We start from the raw sequence: 14,830 nt of genomic DNA on the forward strand, positions 1-14,830 counted from the left end.
CCGGTTGACCAGTGACGCCCACGCGGGCTAGCGTCACCGCATCAACCTATCGAAGCAGTGACGCGAAAGGCAACGCCATGGCCACCGGCACCACCGAGTCGATCACCGAATGGACCCGTGGCTGGGCAGCCATCCGCGAGTTCACCGAGGTCCGCCCCACTTTCGCCGCCGCGATAGCCGTCCGCGTCGGCCGCGGCGGCCGCACCGTCGAGTACGTGGTCACCACCCCCGGCCTCGACCCCGAATGGCTCCGCACCGCGATCCTCGACGACGCTCGATCCCGCGAGCGGAACCTCGGCGGCGACGGCGGCGCGCCGGCCCAGGACTGGGTCACCATCCCCCTCACCGACGACCAGCCCGAAGAGCCACCACCCGGCTTCGACTGGGCCCGCCCCGACGTGGAATGGCTCATGACCCACGAACCCACCACCACGGGCGAACTCCCGCCGATCCAGGGCTACACCTTCGCCACCGAACACCTGCCCAGCGGCGCGGTCCGGGTCACCTGCCAGTCCACACAGGACGGCCAGGAGGCCGGAGTCGCCACCATGATCGTCCGCGGGGGGACCGGCGTGGTCGACGGCGTCGAGGTCGCCGAGCCCCACCGCCGCAAGGGCCTCGCCTCACGCCTCATGACCCACCTGCACTCCCACGCGGCAGAACAGAAAGCCACCCAACTGCTGCTCGTCGCCAGCCCCATGGGCAAGCACCTCTACGAATCCCTCGGCTGGCGCGTCATCACCCGCGTCCTGGTCGCGACGGTCGTGTGAGGCCGGACCAGCCCCACACGACCACCCGCGCCCTACAGCCGCTCGCGAACCTCCCCCGCCGCCGCGACCATGTTCCGCAACGCCGGCTCGACCTCGGCATAACCCCGGGTCTTCAAACCGCAGTCGGGATTCACCCACAACCGCTCCGCCGGAACCACCCGCACCGCGGCACTCAGCAACTCCACGACCTCGTCCACATCCGGCACCCGCGGCGAATGGATGTCGTAGACACCCGGCCCCACGCCCCTGCCGAACCCGGCCGCCCGCAGATCGTCGAGGACCTCCATCTTCGACCGCGCCGCTTCGATGGTGGTCACGTCCGCGTCCAGCCCGTCGATCGCGGAGATCACGTCACCGAACTCCGAATAGCACAGGTGCGTGTGGATCTGAGTGCTGTCCGCCGCCCCGGCCGTGGCCAACCGGAACGACTCCACCGCCCAGGCCAGGTACTCCTCACGATCCCGCTCGCGCAACGGAAGAAGCTCACGCAGCGCGGGCTCGTCCACCTGCACCACACCGATCCCCGCCGCCTCAAGATCACGGATCTCGTCCCGCAGCGCCAACGCCACCTGCCGCGCCGTCACCCCGAGCGGCTGGTCATCCCGCACGAACGACCACGCCAGAATCGTCGTCGGCCCGGTCAACATCCCCTTCACCGGCCGGTGCGACCGCGACTGCGCGTACGCCGCCCACTCCACGGTCATCGGCTCCGGCCGCGCCACATCACCGAAAAGGATCGGCGGACGCACGCAACGCGAACCGTACGACTGAACCCACCCGAACTCCGTCGCGGCGAAGCCCTCAAGCAACTCCGCGAAGTACTGCACCATGTCGTTGCGCTCGGGCTCACCGTGCACCAGGACGTCCAAACCAATGGACTCCTGAAGCCGCACAACACGCTCGATCTCCGCGCGCATCAACCGGCGGTACTCGTTCGGGCCGAGCCGCCCGGCCCGGAAGTCCGCCCGCGCCTTGCGAATCTCACCGGTCTGCGGGAACGAACCGATCGTCGTCGTCGCCAACAACGGCAACTTCAACCGCTCCTGCTGCGCCTTCGCCCGCGTCGCGTAATCGCCCCTCCGCGAGTGCTCAGGCCGCAGCGCCGCCAAACGCGCCCACACGCGATCATTCCGAGGACGCGGCGACACCTCCGGCACCTCGCCGATCACATCAGCGCCCTCACGCAGCGCCCGTCCCAGCAGCACGACCTCCGCCAGCTTCTGCCGCGCGAAAGCCAACCGCGGCCGAACGACCGGATCGAGACTCGCCTCCGCCTCCACGTCATAAGGAACGTGCAACAGCGAACACGACGTCGACACCTCCACCCGATCCGCCGAACCGAGCAACGTCGCACACTTCGCCAACGCGCTCGCCAAATCCGTCCGCCACACATTGCGGCCGTCCACCACACCGGCCACAACCGTCTTGCCCTGCAACGCCGTCACCGACGCGATGCCATCAAGACCACCAGCGACCAGATCAACCGAAATCGCCTCGACCGGACTCTCCGCCAGCACCGACAACGCCGGCCCGAGCGTCCCGAAGTACGACGCGACAAGCACCCTCGGACGATTCGCGAGCTTGCCCAGCCGCTCATACGCCGCCGAAAGCGCGGCCAGCTCCACCGGACTCCGATCAGCGCAGAACGCGGGCTCGTCCAACTGAACCCACTGCACACCCGCGTCCGCCAACGACCCCAGCAACCGCTCATAGGCATCAAGCAGCCCGTCGAGCAAGCTCAGCGGCGCAAAACCCTCCTGCGACGCCTTCGACAACAACAGGAACGTCACCGGCCCGATCACCACCGGCCGCGTCGTCACCCCGAGCGCCAACGCCTCCCGGTACTCCCGCAACGGCTTGTCATCGGCCAACGAGAACGCCGTGTCCGGCCCCAACTCCGGCACCAGGTAGTGGTAGTTCGTGTCGAACCACTTCGTCATCTCCAACGGCGGAACCGAATCGCTCCCCCGCGCCATCGCGAAGTACGTGTCCACATCGGACAGACCAAGCTCCCGATAACGCGCAGGAACCGCACCCACCATCACCGCGGTGTCGAGCATCTGGTCGTAATAGGAGAACGTGTTGCCCGGAAGGGAATCCAGGCCCGACGCGGCCAACTCCGCCCACGTACTCGCCCGCAACTCAGCGGCCACGGACTCCAGCGTCTCCAGCGAGGTCCGACCGGCCCAGTAATCCTCAAGCGCCCGCTTCAGCTCACGTCGCGGACCGATCCGCGGATAGCCGAGCACCGTGCTTCCAACGTTCAAAGCTCTCTCCTCGCGAGCCTGCGCTGACGAGCCACAACGACTCACGAGCGCACGCGAGGACAGACGCCACTACGGCGCCGCCGTCCGCACAGGCCACCCGCGAGGCCGTAGGACCCACGCACACCGTCGGTGCGCGTACCGGTGGCAGGTCTTCGGACTCACGGGCACCTCCGGCTCACACCGGCCTTCCTACTGACCGTCGCTTCCCAGGCCCTCGCGGACCCAGTGCTCATGACGGCGGTCGTTCCCGTTCACCGCTGCGGGGCAGTCCCGGATTCCCACCGGGTTCCCTCTTGCGACGACCGCCCTGGACGGACGGCCGAACCACCAGCGACGCCGACCCTAGCGGACGGCCAACCCGAGTTCATCCTCCCCGAGCCACGCGAAGCACCGCTCCACCGACGCCCGGTCCACCTCCTCCAGCCGATCCGGGCTCCACCGCGGGTTCCGATCCTTGTCGATGATCGCCGCCCGAATCCCCTCCACCAGGTCGTGCGTGGTCAGCAGCGCACACGCCACCCGATACTCGAGATCGAGGCATTCGCCCAGCCCGTCGAGCACCTTCGCCGTCCGCAACGCCTTCAACGTCACCTTCAACGAGGTCGGCGATTTCGCCAGCAGCTCCTTCGCCGCGGCCTCTCCCGCCGCCTCACCACTGGTCCGCAGCCGGTGCGCGATCTCCTCCACCGTGTCCGCCGAGTAGCACGGGTCGATCCACCGCCGCTCCTCCGCGAGCTGGCTCGCAGGCGGCTCCTCCGCGTACTCCCGCACCGCGTCCTCCGGGCTGTCCGCCAACGCTTCGATCAGCTTCGGCAGCCTCTCCGACCGCACGTAATGATCAGCGAACCCCAGGTGGATCGCGTCCGCCCCCGTCAACCGCGCCGCCGTCAGCGCCGCATGCGTCCCCAGCTCACCCGGCGCACGCGAGAGCAGGTACGTCCCACCCACGTCCGGCAGGAACCCGATGCCCACCTCCGGCATCCCCACCACCGACCGCTCCGTGACGATCCGGACGCTCCCGTGTCCCGAGACCCCGACGCCACCGCCCATCACGATCCCGTCCATGATCGCGATGTAGGGCTTCGGGTACTCCGCGATCCGGTGGTTGAGCAGGTATTCCTCCCGCCAGAACGTCTTCGGCCCGTCCTGCTCGTGCTGCGCCGATGCTCGATCCCGCAAGCGGATCTTCGATGCGTGCTCGTAGATGCCCCGGATGTCCCCACCCGCGCAGAGCCCGCGCTCCCCCGCACCGTCGATCAGCACACCCCAGACAGCGCTGTCGTCCGCCCACTCCGCCAGCGCGGCGTAGATCTCACGCACCATCCCCGGCGTCAACGCGTTCAGCGTCCTCGGCCGGTTCAGCGTGATCCGGCCTAGCCTTCGCTCAACCCGCAGCACCACGTCACCCATGCGCCAACCCTATGCGCGTCCTTGCGATGTTCTTTTTGTGCCCTTGGAGGGTTAATTTCACTTGACACTGAAGCCATCATGCCAAGAAAGATTTCGCGGCACGGAAGGATCGCGACTGTCCCATCAGCCGCGAAACTCGCTCCCGCACCGAGGCCTTCGCCGGGTCACGCCGTCCACACCCCCGCGCGCCGCTGATCACCGATGCGCTCTCACGGACACGTCCGGCGAACCGGGTGCTCCTCCCCCGCATTCGGCCTGCCTGCAGTTCGGTTCCTTGAAGCCTGTTGGCAAAGGAGTGGCGCTCCCTGGGTGACGGGGCTTGGCCGGTGAGCGGGTGGATCATGATTCGGTGCAAGGCCGGCCGTTGGTAGCAGGTAGGTGCCCAGGCTGTGTCCTGCCCGAACGCTATGGGCCCTGGAAGACCACGCATGACGGTTGCGGTTGTGGGCGGTAGCCGGCACCTGGCAGAAGCTCCTGGACGAGGTGCTCGGCGGATCCGGTTCGGCCCCGAACGCGATGACCAGACCGCCCGCCTTCGACGCAGAGGGGCTGACAGCAGTCCGGAAATGGTTAGCGCACTGGACTATCTTGACCGTGAGGCACAGTGCCGAAGGGGGAATCACATGCATGGCACGGTCGCTGCGGGGTACGAAGGCGTGCGCGAGGAGTTCGCGACGGTTGTCGCCGGGGAGCGCGAGGACTACGCGGGCCAGTTGGTCGCCTACGTGCGCGGTGAGCTGGTCGTGGATCTATGGTCGGGTCCCGGGTTCTCGGCCGATACGCTGACCGGGGTGTTCTCCTGCACGAAGGGGGCGGCGTATCTCGTGGTGGCGCTGCTGGTGCAGGACGGCGTGCTGGAGCCCGACCAGCGGGTCAGCCACTACTGGCCGGAGTTCGCGGCGGAAGGCAAGCAGGACGTCACGCTGCGGGAGCTGCTCGCGCACCGCGCGGGGGTGGTCGGTGCGGATGCCGGGTTCAGTCTGGAAGAGCTGGCCGACGACCGGCTGATCGCGGCGCGGATGGCGGGCCAGCGGCCGTACTGGCGGCCGGGTGCGGCGTTCGGCTACCACGCGTGGGTGATCGGCGCGCTGACCGGCGAGGTGGTGCGGCGCGTGACGGGGCGGAGCATCCAGGAGCTGTTCGAGGAGCGGGTCCGTGCGCCATACGGTCTCGACTTCTACCTTGGGCTGCCGGAAGAACTGGAGCCGCGTTTCGCGACCACGTTGCCTATGCTGCCGACACCGGAGCAGCAGGCCGAGATCGACGCGGAGGTGACCGGGGTCGAGAGCCTGGGCGGGATCGCGTTCAACGAACATCGTGCTGACGCGCCCGAACTGTGGGACTTCCCGAACCAGCGAATCGCCAGGGCGCAGGGCCAGGCGTCCTCGGGAGGAGTCGCGTCGGCGCGGGGTCTGGCCGGCATGTACGCGGCGGCCACCACGGGGCTGGACGGCAGGCCACCGCTGCTGAAACCGGGCACCATGGCGGAGTTCGCGCAGATCCAGTCGATCGGGTACGACGTTGTTTCGGGCACTCACAAGGCTTTCGGGCTGGGTTTCAGCGCCGTGGGCGAGTTCTACCCGTTCCTGGGGCAGGGCGCGTTCGGGCACAGCGGCGCCGCGGGCAGCCTTGCGCTCGCGGATCCGCGCAGCGGCCTGGCGTATGGCTACACCCGGCGCCGCTACGCCTATCCCGGCGGCGCGGCGCCGGAGAATGACGGGCTGCTCCGCGCCTGCGTCACGGCCGCGCGCGCGACGCGGTGAGTGGCCTGGCCGAGCAGGCCGCCTGGCCGGTTGCGAGCGGCCAGGCGGCACCGGTCACGTCCAGCGAGGTGAGCCCGCCCCTTTCGCCGCCGCGCCACGTGACCAGGGCTCAGAGCAGTTGGCAGGGGTGTGAGCGTGTCGTCAGGGCATGACGCGGATGTCTGTCTGCCCTGTCGCGGCGGTCAAGGCCAGTTGCGGCGTCTCCGGTTGCGCGTGTCGTAACCGAGCACGCCGGTATCCGTCCGATCTGACCGATGAGCAGTGGAAGGTGCTGGAACCTGAGGCGCGGGCAGTCATGGCCGAGTTGCGCAAGGGCTCAGCCGGAGCGCCGTTGAAGCACGACCTGCGGGCGATGCCGGCCGACTTCCCACCGTGGGAAGCGGTGTATGCGTTCTTCGAGCGGTGGAGCGAGCGGAGTTTGCCGATCGGTTGCGGGGTCAAATCCGTACCGCGTGTGGCCGGGCCGAACTGCCGACTGCGGCGGTCGTCGACGCTCAAACCGTACGCGGCGCCGACATCGTTGCTGCCGCCAGCATGCAAGACCGCGACGGCGCCCACCGACTGCTGGCGCTGCGTGAGCGGTTCTCCACGATCGCTCTGGTCTGGGTCGACGGCGGCTAAGCCGGACGCCTCGTCGCGTGGGCAAAGGGCGTGCTGCGTCTGACCGTGACCATCGTCAAACGCACCCACACCATCGCCGGGTTCGTGATGATGCCCCGCAGATGGCTGGTAGAGCGCACATTCGGCTGGCTGACCCGTCACCGGCACCTGGTCCACCCACCATCGCCATCATGCCCCGCCGCCTCCCCCGCGAACTCTCCGGTGATCCACCCCCACCACGCCGGGGCCAACCCGGACGAGCCAGCCCAACCACTAGCTGATCATTTACCAACAGGCTCTCAGAGCGAGTTTCACTCACCACTGAAGCCATCGAGCATACAAAGTCAAAGCGGCGTGCCAAGCACCATCAGCGAGAGCGCGGCCTCGCCACCCCTGGATCCCTAGAACGGTGCGGGCTCGGCCTTCAACGCTCCCGGCCGGGACACCAGCCCCGAGGCATGGTGGAGCAACCGGTTCGCTTTGACTTTCGAGATCGGCAACTGGAAGCGGTCTTCGATTTTTCACAGGGATCCATGCCACCTACTCGATAAGCGACGATCATGGCTCTGCAGGGGTGAATTCCCAGGTCAAGCCGAACCCAAGGCTGCAAGCCCACCCGACCGCAGCGCACTGGGCGCAACCCCCCGCACCCGCTTGAAAGCCGCACTAAAAGCAAACCCGTCCGAATAACCCACCCGCCGAGCCACCGAAGCAACCGTACTTCCAGGCTCAGCCAGCAAATCAGCAGCCAAATCCATCCGCCACCCCGTCAGATAAGTCAACGGCGGCTCCCCCACCAGCGCCGTGAACCGCTTAGCCAACGCCGCGCGAGAAACACCGACCGCCGAGGCCAAAGACGCGACGGTCCACGCCCGCGCAGGATCCGCGTGAAGCGCTCGCAACGCCTGACCCACGACAGGATCGCTCTGCGCCTCATACCAAGGAGGCGCGGACTGGTCGAACCACGCGCGAAGCGTGCACACGAGCAGCCAGTCCAGCAATCGGTCCAGCACGACCTGCTGTCCGGGCCGGTCCGCCGCGACCTCGGAAGCGATGAAGCGGAGCACGGCGTCGTCCTCGCCACTGCACTCCTCGGGGGCGACGAGCACGGGCGGGAGCGCGGCGAGCAGGCGTCGGCCGGCCCCGGGCTCCAAGGTGTAGACGCCGACGACCATCGCGGTGGCGTTGTCGTCGAGGGTGCTGGGACACGTTGTGGCGCAACGGATGTCGAGGGGGTCCTCGACGGATCGATCAGGGTCGTCGACGACGACGAACGGCGCGGGGCCGCGGACGATCACGGTGCCGCGGTGCGGGATGTGCGTGCGCTCGCCGTCGGACGAGATGAGCCACCCCGAACCGTTGATCATCGTGCACAGCGTGAGCGACGCGCCGTCGACGAAGCGCAGCGCCCACGGCGGGGTCAGGACGGTGCGGCCGAACAGGGCTCCGTTGGCCCGGACTCCGCGAAGCAGGTCACCGAATGCGTCCACTCCCCCACCGTAGACGATCGCACATGGTATCGAGCGCTTTCGCCATGGGACGTCCACAGTGCGCGGGGTTGGCTGGACCCATGACAGCGAACGTGAACCTGGTCCTCGGCGGTTCCGGCAAGACCGGCCGCCGCGTCGTCTCCCGCCTCCGCGAACGGAACCTGCCGGTCCGCCCGCTCTCCCGCTCCACGGAGGTCCCGTTCCACTGGACCGACCGCGACACCTGGGGCCCCGCGGTCGAGGGCGGCGGCACGCTCTACCTCGTCTCGCCGCTGGCGCTCGACCCGATCTACGAGTTCGTCCTGCGCGCGGTCGACGCGGGAGTGCGGCGCGTCGTCGCCCTGTCCGGGCGTGGCTCGGACCTCTACCACTTCCAGGCGATGCTGCGTGGCGAGCGGGCCGCCCGCGAGTCCGGCGTGGACTGGACGATCATCCGGCCCAACCACTTCTTCCAGAACTTCAGCGAGGACCCGCTGCTGCTCCCCGCGCTCCTCGCAGGCGAGGTAGTACTGCCGACCGGCGACCACCCGGATCCGATGGTCGACGTGGAGGACATCGCCGACGTGGCGGTGGCCGCGCTGACCGAGGACGGGCACGCCGGGCAGCTCTACACGCTCACGGGACCTCGTGGGATCTCCTTCGCCGAAGGCACCGCGCTCGTCGCGAAGGAGAGCGGTCGCGAGATCCGCTACAAGGAGGTCTCCGGCCCGGAGTACGTCGCGCACCTCATCGCCCTGGGCGTCCCGGCCGACGACGCCCGCGACCTTCGCACGGTCTACGAGGCGGTTCGCGAGGGCACGATCGTCGAGCCGACCGACGACGTCGAGCGCGTTCTCGGCCGCCCACCAAAGGATTTCGAGTCCTACGTGCGCCGGGAGCGGGACGCCTGGGCGTGAGTCTGCCCTTGGTGAAATGACCGCCGGGCCGTCCCGGGTGCTGCCTACGCTCGCCCGCATGGAGATCATCGAAGTGCTCCCCCGGCTGCACATGGTGCGGCTGGCGTTCGGCCAGGCCTACGTGTGGCAGGACCCGGGCTCGGTGACACTGGTCGACACGGGTGTCGCTGGCTCCGGGGCGGACCTGGCCGAGGCGATCCGCTCCCTCGGGCGGTCCGTCGAGGAGGTCGAGCACGTGGTGCTGACCCACTTCCACGAGGACCACGCCGGAGGCGCCTCCGAGGTCAACACCTGGCCCAACGCGAGGGTGCACGCCCACGAGGCGGACGCGCCGATCATCACCGGCGCCGTCCCGGGACCGCCCGCGGTGATCACCGAAAACTGGGAACGCCGGCTCTTCGAGCAGATCACCCCGGGTGTCCCGGACGCTCCCCCGGCGAGGGTGGACGTCGTGCTCGAAGGCGGCGAGGTCCTGCCCTTCGGCGGCGGAGCACTCGTCCTGCACCTCCCCGGCCACACGGACGGGAGCGTCGCGATCCACCTCCCGGAGCACGACGTGCTGTTCACGGGCGACACGATCTCCAATGTCGGCCAGGTGGCGCTGGGCGTGTTCAACCTGGACAAGGCGCGCGCGATCGAGTCCTTCAAGGCGATGGCGGCGCTCAACGCGCGCACGGTCCTCTTCGGACACGGCGAGCCGCTACTCGTTCCACCAGGAGGAAAGGGCCTCGACAGCAGCGTGGTAGCGGGCTGACCGGATGCGCATCCGGGCGACCTCCGTCGGAGACGGCGTGTGCGTGCGCATCACACGCGCAGTCTCCCCGGCTTCACCCAGCGAGCTGTAGCGGCCAGTGGCGATGCCCGCGAGCAGCGCCGCTCCCCTGGCGCCAGGCTCGGCGCCGTGCGTCACCTCCACCGTCATGTCCACCCCGTCCGCCAGCATCTGCGTCCACTGTGGACTCCGTGTGCTACCACCGGCCACGCGCGCCGCGCCGTGAAAGGGAAATGCGGCCTCAGGTAGTCCAAGTGCGTCCGGTGGTTGAGCACCACACCCTCCAGCAGCGCGCGCAGCAGGTCGGCACGTGTGTGGTGCGGACGAAGACCGAGAAATGTCCCGCTCGGACGGCTGCCGTGCGGCGATCCACGCAGGAAGGGCAGGTAGATCGGCAGGTCCTCACCCGTGTTCGCCGCAAGCTCTGTTCCGAGCACGGCCAGGACACCCGGATGGAGCGTCTTCGCGAACCACTCCAGGTTCGACGCCGACGCGGCCGACGTCGACATCGCCAGCCACTGCCCTGCTCGCAGGAACGCCCTCGCCTGCCAACGGGAATCGCTGTGCGGATGATCGGTGATGACCTGGTTGATGCTGAACGTGCCCATGACGATCGACACCGCGCCCGGGGTGATGGCGCCGAGTCCGAAGGCGGCGGCGGCGACGTCGTGCGCTCCCGTCGCCACCGGTGTGCCGACGCGCAGGCCGGTCAGTGCGGCGGCCTCGGCCGTCACCGTCCCCGCGATCTCCGCGCTGTCCAAGATCGGCGGGTGCCGATCGGCGAACTCCGTCAAGCCGTAGTGCTCGAACGCCGCCGCACTCCACCTTTGCGTGTGCACGTCAGTGAAGGACGCGGACGCCTCCGTGGGATCGGTCGCCACCTCACCGGTCAACCGCAGGCGCAGCCAGTCCTTGCAGAACAACAGCCATCGGGTTCTTTACACGATTGAGGGTTCGTTGTCCCCGCAATCACTTCAGCAACACCGAGGGCGATGCTGCGAAGGGCACCTGTCCGGTCAGCGCGAGCGCACGCGCGTCCTGACGATCTATATAGGACTCCGCGCGGGAGTCCGTTCCCAGGATCGCGTTCCGCACCGGCCGGAGCGCCGCATCCACCGGGTAGCAACCGTCGTTCTGGCCACACAACCCAACGGCCGCGATGCTGTCCGCGCCCACCGGCGCGATCGCCTTGCGAATGGCATCGGCACAGCAGTCCCAGACGGCGTCCATGTCCCGCTCGAACCATCCCGGGCGCGGGGTCAGCTCGTCGACGCGCGCCTCCGCCGAGCTGATCTCCTCCCCTGTCGAAGCATCGACCACAACCGCCTTCGTCACGGCGTGCGCACCACGACCGTCGAACCCGGCCTGGTGGACACCGAGATCAACGACCACTCCACCGACTCAGACGCCCGCGCGAGCGTGCAGACGCTGCTCGACTCCTGCCAACCGCTGCGCGCGTCCGACGTGGCCGAGGTGATCACGTTCGCCGTGACCCACCCCGCCCACGTCAGAGTCATTGAGGTGGTTGAGCGCACCGAATGACTCATTCGGTGCGCTCAACCCGCGATCAGAAGAGCAGGTGGCGCCACGTGTCGGCGGTCGCGACGCCGGTGGTGCGGAGACCGTTGCGGGCTTGGAAGTTCCGGACCGCGGTCTCCGTCCGGCCGTCGAGGACGCCATCGGAGCGATTGGCCATCCCGTGCGCCGTCAACAGCAACTGCAGCGCACGCACCGCCTCTCCGCTCTCGCCCGCGCGAACGGGCGCGACGATCAACGGCCACGTCTCGGCACCGACCAGGCCGCTCGACGGGATGCCGTGCCGGGCTTCGAGCCTGCGCACGGCGGCGTCGAGCTCCTGGTCGTAGATCCCGTTCGCGGGCACCGACGTCTCGCCCAGGGCGCGGAACAGGTGCTGGGCGACCAGCACGCGCTCCCCCGTGTCACCGGGCTGGACGAGCTGCCACGTGACCGGGTCGGCCTCGGGCGCGACGCCCATCGCGGTGGCGACCGCGCGGCGCAGCTCCGGCAGGCGCGCGTAGAGGGTGTTGCCGGGGCACGCGGTGTTGTTGAAGTCGCGGTGCCCGAAGATCTGCGACGTCGCGATGCCGTGCTTCTGGCACATGTACTTGCAGAGCTGGACCAGCGCGTTCCACTGCGCCGTGGTGGGGCCGACGCTGGTGTAGGTGCCCTCGTTCTCGATGCCGAACGCGACCTCGTTCTGCCCGCTGGTGTGCGCGCCGGAGACGTGCTTGTTGCCGCTGTTGAGCGCTTCCAGGCTGCGGTGGCGCCCCTCGGTGATGTGGCCGCCGCGGCTGTTGGTGAAGTGCTGGCCGGTGTCGATCCACCCGTTCGCGCTCATGTGGTGGTTCTGGATCGACCGGGACAGCGCGAACGCCTGCGCCAGGCTGTAGTCGGTGCTGTTCGGCGTCGCGGTGTGATGAATGATGATCTTGGAGGTGCGGTGGGCGAGGACCGAGATGGCGTCGCGGGCGGGCCGCGCTCCCCAGGCACCCGTGCCGTGGATGGTCGGGGCGGCGGCCTCCTCGACGGAGGCGGCGGCGGGCGAGGTGCCGATCAGGCCCAGTGCCGTGAGGGTCAGCCCGCTGCCGAGCAGGGTCCGGCGCGCGAGAATCGGTTCCATGGCGGTAACTCCTCGGGTTGGGGGCAGGGAACCCCAAACGGATGAGGTAGGCGCCCAACACAGTCCGCGTGCGACCCCGCGGCGAGCTAGGTCCTTTTGGCGGAACCTTTCGGTCTGCCGTCACAATTTGGTTAATAGTTGACGGTTTGACATCGTCGATACATGCACATCTCCCACTACCAGGCCGCTGACCTGCGCGAAGTCCTCGACGTCTTCGACAGCAACGTGCCGGAGCACTTCGCCGAGTCCGAACGAGCGGACTTCGAGGAGTTCCTCGGCGCGTTCGCCGATCATTACCTCGTCGGCCGGGAGGAGGGCAAGGTCGTCGCGTGCGGCGGGTTCGCGCCGCACCGCACCGAACCGGGCACCTGGACCCTGTGCTGGGGCATGGTCGCGGCCGGGCACCACCGGCGCGGTCTCGGCGCTCGACTGCTCAGGCACCGCCTCGACGCGATCGCCGCGACCGGCCCGGCGGCGGTGCTGCTGGCGACGAGCCAGCACAGCGCGGGGTTCTTCGAGCGCTTCGGCTTCGTCACCGAGAACGTGGTGCCGGACGGCTTCGCCCCCGGGATCGATCAGTACGACATGCGCCTGCGACTCTGAGCCGCATGCGCAAGGCTCTCGTGATCACCGCGGTGGTCGTTCTCGTGCTCGGCCTCGGCACCTTCGGGCTGTACCAGCTCACCAATTCGCGCACGTACCAGCTCTTCGGCGAGCTGGTGCACCGCGTGGAGACGCCGGAGAAGGCCGTCGCGCTGACCCTCGACGACGGGCCGACGGACTTCACGCCGGAGGTGCTGCGCACGCTCGCCGAGCTGGGTGTGCCCGCGACGTTCTACCTCAACGGCAACGACCTCGTGGCCCGGCCGCACCTGGGCAGGCAGATCCGCGCCGCGGGCCACGAACTCGGCAACCACAGCTACTCGCACCAGCGGATGGCCCTCGTCGGGCCGGAGTTCGTCCGGCGCGAGGTCGAGGACACCGACCGCGAACTGCGCACCGCCGGGCAGGACGGCGAGATCACCTTCCGGCCGCCGTTCGGCAAGAAGCTGTGGACGCTGCCGAGCTACCTCGCCGAGCACGACCGTGTCACCGTAATGTGGGACGTCGAGCCGGACTCCGGCACCGGGCACGACGCGCCGACGATGGTGCGCACGGCGCTGGCTGAAACCCGTCCTGGTTCGATCATCCTGATGCACGTGATGTACCCGAACCGCGCGCCGTCGCGGGCGGCCATCCCCGGCATCGTCACCGGACTCCGCCGGCAGGGCTATCGGTTCGTTACCGTGTCGCAGCTGCTCAAGCTCGGGAAATAGGTACTTTCTGAGCATGTCCTCGGTCGGCAACCGCCTCGTCGAGTCCACAAAGGACCACGCGGCGGCTTGCTGGCCGGAGCACGACTGGTCGGCCGCGCGCTACCGGCACGGCGCCTTCCACGACGTCCTGGTGCTGCCCGAGGTGGTCGCCCGGATCGGCACCGACGCCGAGCGCGTCGCCCGCGAGCACCGCACGGCGCTCTTGCTCAGCGGCATCGATCTGCCCTTCGCCGTGCCGAAACCGCTTTCCGAGCCGCGAACGCACGACGGCCGCACGGGCATGCTGGTGTCCCGGCTGGTCGGACAGTTCCACCCCGACATCCCGTGGCCGGATGCCGCGTCGGAGTTCGCCGAAGCGCTCGACGCCCTGTCCTCGGTCACGTTGCCACCCGGGTTGCCGCCACCACGCGTGTGGTGCGGCGGCGAGCAGTGGCCGGCCGTGGTGATGGACCACCTGGTGCCGCTGCTGCCGAGGGACCTGCGGGACACCGCGGCTGAGGTGGTCGCGGCGGTGATCGTGACCGAGTTCCGCGCTCCGGTCCGCCTGGTGCACGGCGACTTCGGCCCGCACAACCTGCTGTGGAGCGACGGCCGGATCAGCGGGCTGTTCGACTGGGACCACCTCTGCGCGGGCGACCCCGCGATCGACCTCGCTCCACTGGTGGGCATGTACGGCGCCGCGCGCGTCGCGGAGATCACCGACTCCGTCACGCTCAACCGCGCGATGACCCACCGCGCCACGCTCTCCCTCCAGGTGGCGGCGGCCGGAGAACTGACGGGCAACGTCGCGCTCCGCGAGCACGCCCTGAACAACTTCGTCACCCGGGCCCGCGCCGAAACCCTCCGCGATCCCGGCACCGGGTAATTCCGATGCCGCAGCACGCCGGCGCGCATAGGGTCGCGCT

The 14,830-nt window shown here is 68.9% G+C and carries 16 protein-coding genes and 1 riboswitch; of the genes, 8 read left to right on the plus strand and 8 right to left on the minus strand.

What is annotated here, in order from left to right; all coding sequences use genetic code 11:
• The first annotated feature begins 77 nt into the window (after positions 1-77).
• On the plus strand, positions 78-770 hold the full coding sequence (locus tag BLT28_RS09115; RefSeq protein ID WP_030431667.1) for a GNAT family N-acetyltransferase: 693 nt from the start codon (positions 78-80) through the stop codon (positions 768-770).
• 32 nt (positions 771-802) lie between these two features.
• On the opposite strand, the gene metE is transcribed toward BLT28_RS09115, so the two are convergent.
• Both metE and BLT28_RS09125 read right to left on the minus strand, forming a co-directional pair.
• On the minus strand, positions 803-3,037 hold the full coding sequence (gene metE / locus BLT28_RS09120; RefSeq protein WP_030431666.1) for a 5-methyltetrahydropteroyltriglutamate--homocysteine S-methyltransferase: 2,235 nt from the start codon (positions 3,035-3,037) through the stop codon (positions 803-805).
• 126 nt (positions 3,038-3,163) lie between these two features.
• Positions 3,164-3,382, minus strand: a riboswitch (cobalamin riboswitch).
• Positions 3,380-4,447 (minus strand): enoyl-CoA hydratase/isomerase family protein, encoded by a 1,068-nt coding sequence (locus BLT28_RS09125; RefSeq protein ID WP_030431665.1) that lies wholly within the window; start codon positions 4,445-4,447, stop codon positions 3,380-3,382. Its footprint overlaps the riboswitch before it by 3 nt.
• 623 nt (positions 4,448-5,070) lie before the next feature.
• Between BLT28_RS09125 and BLT28_RS09130 the strand changes: the two genes are divergently transcribed.
• On the plus strand, positions 5,071-6,210 hold the full coding sequence (locus BLT28_RS09130; protein ID WP_030431664.1) for an EstA family serine hydrolase: 1,140 nt from the start codon (positions 5,071-5,073) through the stop codon (positions 6,208-6,210).
• A gap of 141 nt (positions 6,211-6,351) precedes the next feature.
• Here BLT28_RS09130 and BLT28_RS39960 read toward each other — a convergent pair whose 3' ends face one another.
• Together BLT28_RS39960 and BLT28_RS09140 are read right to left on the minus strand one after the other, a co-directional pair.
• Positions 6,352-6,987 (minus strand): hypothetical protein, encoded by a 636-nt coding sequence (locus BLT28_RS39960; RefSeq protein ID WP_156051320.1) that lies wholly within the window; start codon positions 6,985-6,987, stop codon positions 6,352-6,354.
• Between the two features lie 410 nt (positions 6,988-7,397).
• The gene (locus BLT28_RS09140; protein ID WP_030431663.1) at positions 7,398-8,300 is read right to left on the minus strand and encodes an AraC family transcriptional regulator; all 903 of its coding nucleotides are present in this window, start codon (positions 8,298-8,300) and stop codon (positions 7,398-7,400) included.
• 80 nt (positions 8,301-8,380) lie between these two features.
• Here BLT28_RS09140 and BLT28_RS09145 point away from each other — a divergent pair, with 80 nt between their 5' ends.
• Positions 8,381-9,196: an NmrA family NAD(P)-binding protein gene (locus BLT28_RS09145; RefSeq protein ID WP_030431662.1), complete on the plus strand. Its 816-nt coding sequence runs from the start codon at positions 8,381-8,383 to the stop codon at positions 9,194-9,196.
• A gap of 58 nt (positions 9,197-9,254) precedes the next feature.
• Positions 9,255-9,950 (plus strand): MBL fold metallo-hydrolase, encoded by a 696-nt coding sequence (locus BLT28_RS09150; protein ID WP_030431661.1) that lies wholly within the window; start codon positions 9,255-9,257, stop codon positions 9,948-9,950.
• Here the strand turns inward: BLT28_RS09150 and BLT28_RS42460 are convergent.
• The 3 genes from BLT28_RS42460 to BLT28_RS42470 are packed head-to-tail and all read right to left on the minus strand — an operon-like array spanning position 9,897 to position 11,303.
• The gene (locus BLT28_RS42460) at positions 9,897-10,139 is read right to left on the minus strand and encodes a hypothetical protein (protein ID WP_052407757.1); all 243 of its coding nucleotides are present in this window, start codon (positions 10,137-10,139) and stop codon (positions 9,897-9,899) included. The genes BLT28_RS09150 and BLT28_RS42460 overlap by 54 nt on opposite strands.
• The gene (locus BLT28_RS42465) at positions 10,115-10,891 is read right to left on the minus strand and encodes an FGGY family carbohydrate kinase (protein WP_052407756.1); all 777 of its coding nucleotides are present in this window, start codon (positions 10,889-10,891) and stop codon (positions 10,115-10,117) included. The genes BLT28_RS42460 and BLT28_RS42465 overlap by 25 nt, the downstream gene beginning before the upstream one ends.
• Positions 10,892-10,937: 46 nt before the next feature.
• Positions 10,938-11,303: an FGGY family carbohydrate kinase gene (locus tag BLT28_RS42470; protein ID WP_162184888.1), complete on the minus strand. Its 366-nt coding sequence runs from the start codon at positions 11,301-11,303 to the stop codon at positions 10,938-10,940.
• 3 nt (positions 11,304-11,306) lie between these two features.
• Here BLT28_RS42470 and BLT28_RS39965 point away from each other — a divergent pair, with 3 nt between their 5' ends.
• Positions 11,307-11,510, plus strand: coding sequence for a Rossmann-fold NAD(P)-binding domain-containing protein (locus tag BLT28_RS39965; RefSeq protein WP_030431660.1), 204 nt, complete (start codon positions 11,307-11,309; stop codon positions 11,508-11,510).
• A gap of 25 nt (positions 11,511-11,535) precedes the next feature.
• Here the strand turns inward: BLT28_RS39965 and BLT28_RS09170 are convergent, their stop codons facing one another.
• A complete protein-coding gene (locus tag BLT28_RS09170; protein ID WP_030431659.1) occupies positions 11,536-12,609 on the minus strand; it encodes a peptidoglycan recognition protein family protein in 1,074 nt (357 codons plus the stop codon).
• 162 nt (positions 12,610-12,771) lie between these two features.
• On the opposite strand from BLT28_RS09170, the gene BLT28_RS09175 reads away from it, so the two are divergent.
• The 3 genes from BLT28_RS09175 to BLT28_RS09185 are packed head-to-tail and all read left to right on the plus strand — an operon-like array spanning position 12,772 to position 14,790.
• Positions 12,772-13,212 (plus strand): GNAT family N-acetyltransferase, encoded by a 441-nt coding sequence (locus BLT28_RS09175; protein ID WP_030431658.1) that lies wholly within the window; start codon positions 12,772-12,774, stop codon positions 13,210-13,212.
• A 5-nt stretch (positions 13,213-13,217) separates the two neighbouring features.
• A complete protein-coding gene (locus BLT28_RS09180) occupies positions 13,218-13,925 on the plus strand; it encodes a polysaccharide deacetylase family protein (RefSeq protein WP_030431657.1) in 708 nt (235 codons plus the stop codon).
• A 13-nt stretch (positions 13,926-13,938) separates the two neighbouring features.
• A complete protein-coding gene (locus tag BLT28_RS09185) occupies positions 13,939-14,790 on the plus strand; it encodes an aminoglycoside phosphotransferase family protein (protein WP_030431656.1) in 852 nt (283 codons plus the stop codon).
• Positions 14,791-14,830 lie beyond the last annotated feature (40 nt).

Source organism: Allokutzneria albata (assembly GCF_900103775.1).
In the GTDB taxonomy this organism is placed as follows: Bacteria; Actinomycetota; Actinomycetes; order Mycobacteriales; family Pseudonocardiaceae; genus Allokutzneria; species Allokutzneria albata.

Bases quoted from the DNA above. Each gene is read 5' to 3' on its own strand.
- BLT28_RS09115 (WP_030431667.1), top strand. From the start codon at position 78: ATGGCCACCGGCACCACCGAGTCGATCACCGAATGGACCCGTGGCTGG.
- BLT28_RS09125 (WP_030431665.1), bottom strand. From the start codon at position 4,447: ATGGGTGACGTGGTGCTGCGGGTTGAGCGAAGGCTAGGCCGGATCACG.
- BLT28_RS09130 (WP_030431664.1), top strand. From the start codon at position 5,071: ATGCATGGCACGGTCGCTGCGGGGTACGAAGGCGTGCGCGAGGAGTTC.
- BLT28_RS09145 (WP_030431662.1), top strand. From the start codon at position 8,381: ATGACAGCGAACGTGAACCTGGTCCTCGGCGGTTCCGGCAAGACCGGC.
- BLT28_RS09150 (WP_030431661.1), top strand. From the start codon at position 9,255: ATGGAGATCATCGAAGTGCTCCCCCGGCTGCACATGGTGCGGCTGGCG.
- BLT28_RS42460 (WP_052407757.1), bottom strand. From the start codon at position 10,139: ATGCTGGCGGACGGGGTGGACATGACGGTGGAGGTGACGCACGGCGCC.
- BLT28_RS09170 (WP_030431659.1), bottom strand. From the start codon at position 12,609: ATGGAACCGATTCTCGCGCGCCGGACCCTGCTCGGCAGCGGGCTGACC.
- BLT28_RS09175 (WP_030431658.1), top strand. From the start codon at position 12,772: ATGCACATCTCCCACTACCAGGCCGCTGACCTGCGCGAAGTCCTCGAC.
- BLT28_RS09180 (WP_030431657.1), top strand. From the start codon at position 13,218: ATGCGCAAGGCTCTCGTGATCACCGCGGTGGTCGTTCTCGTGCTCGGC.
- BLT28_RS09185 (WP_030431656.1), top strand. From the start codon at position 13,939: ATGTCCTCGGTCGGCAACCGCCTCGTCGAGTCCACAAAGGACCACGCG.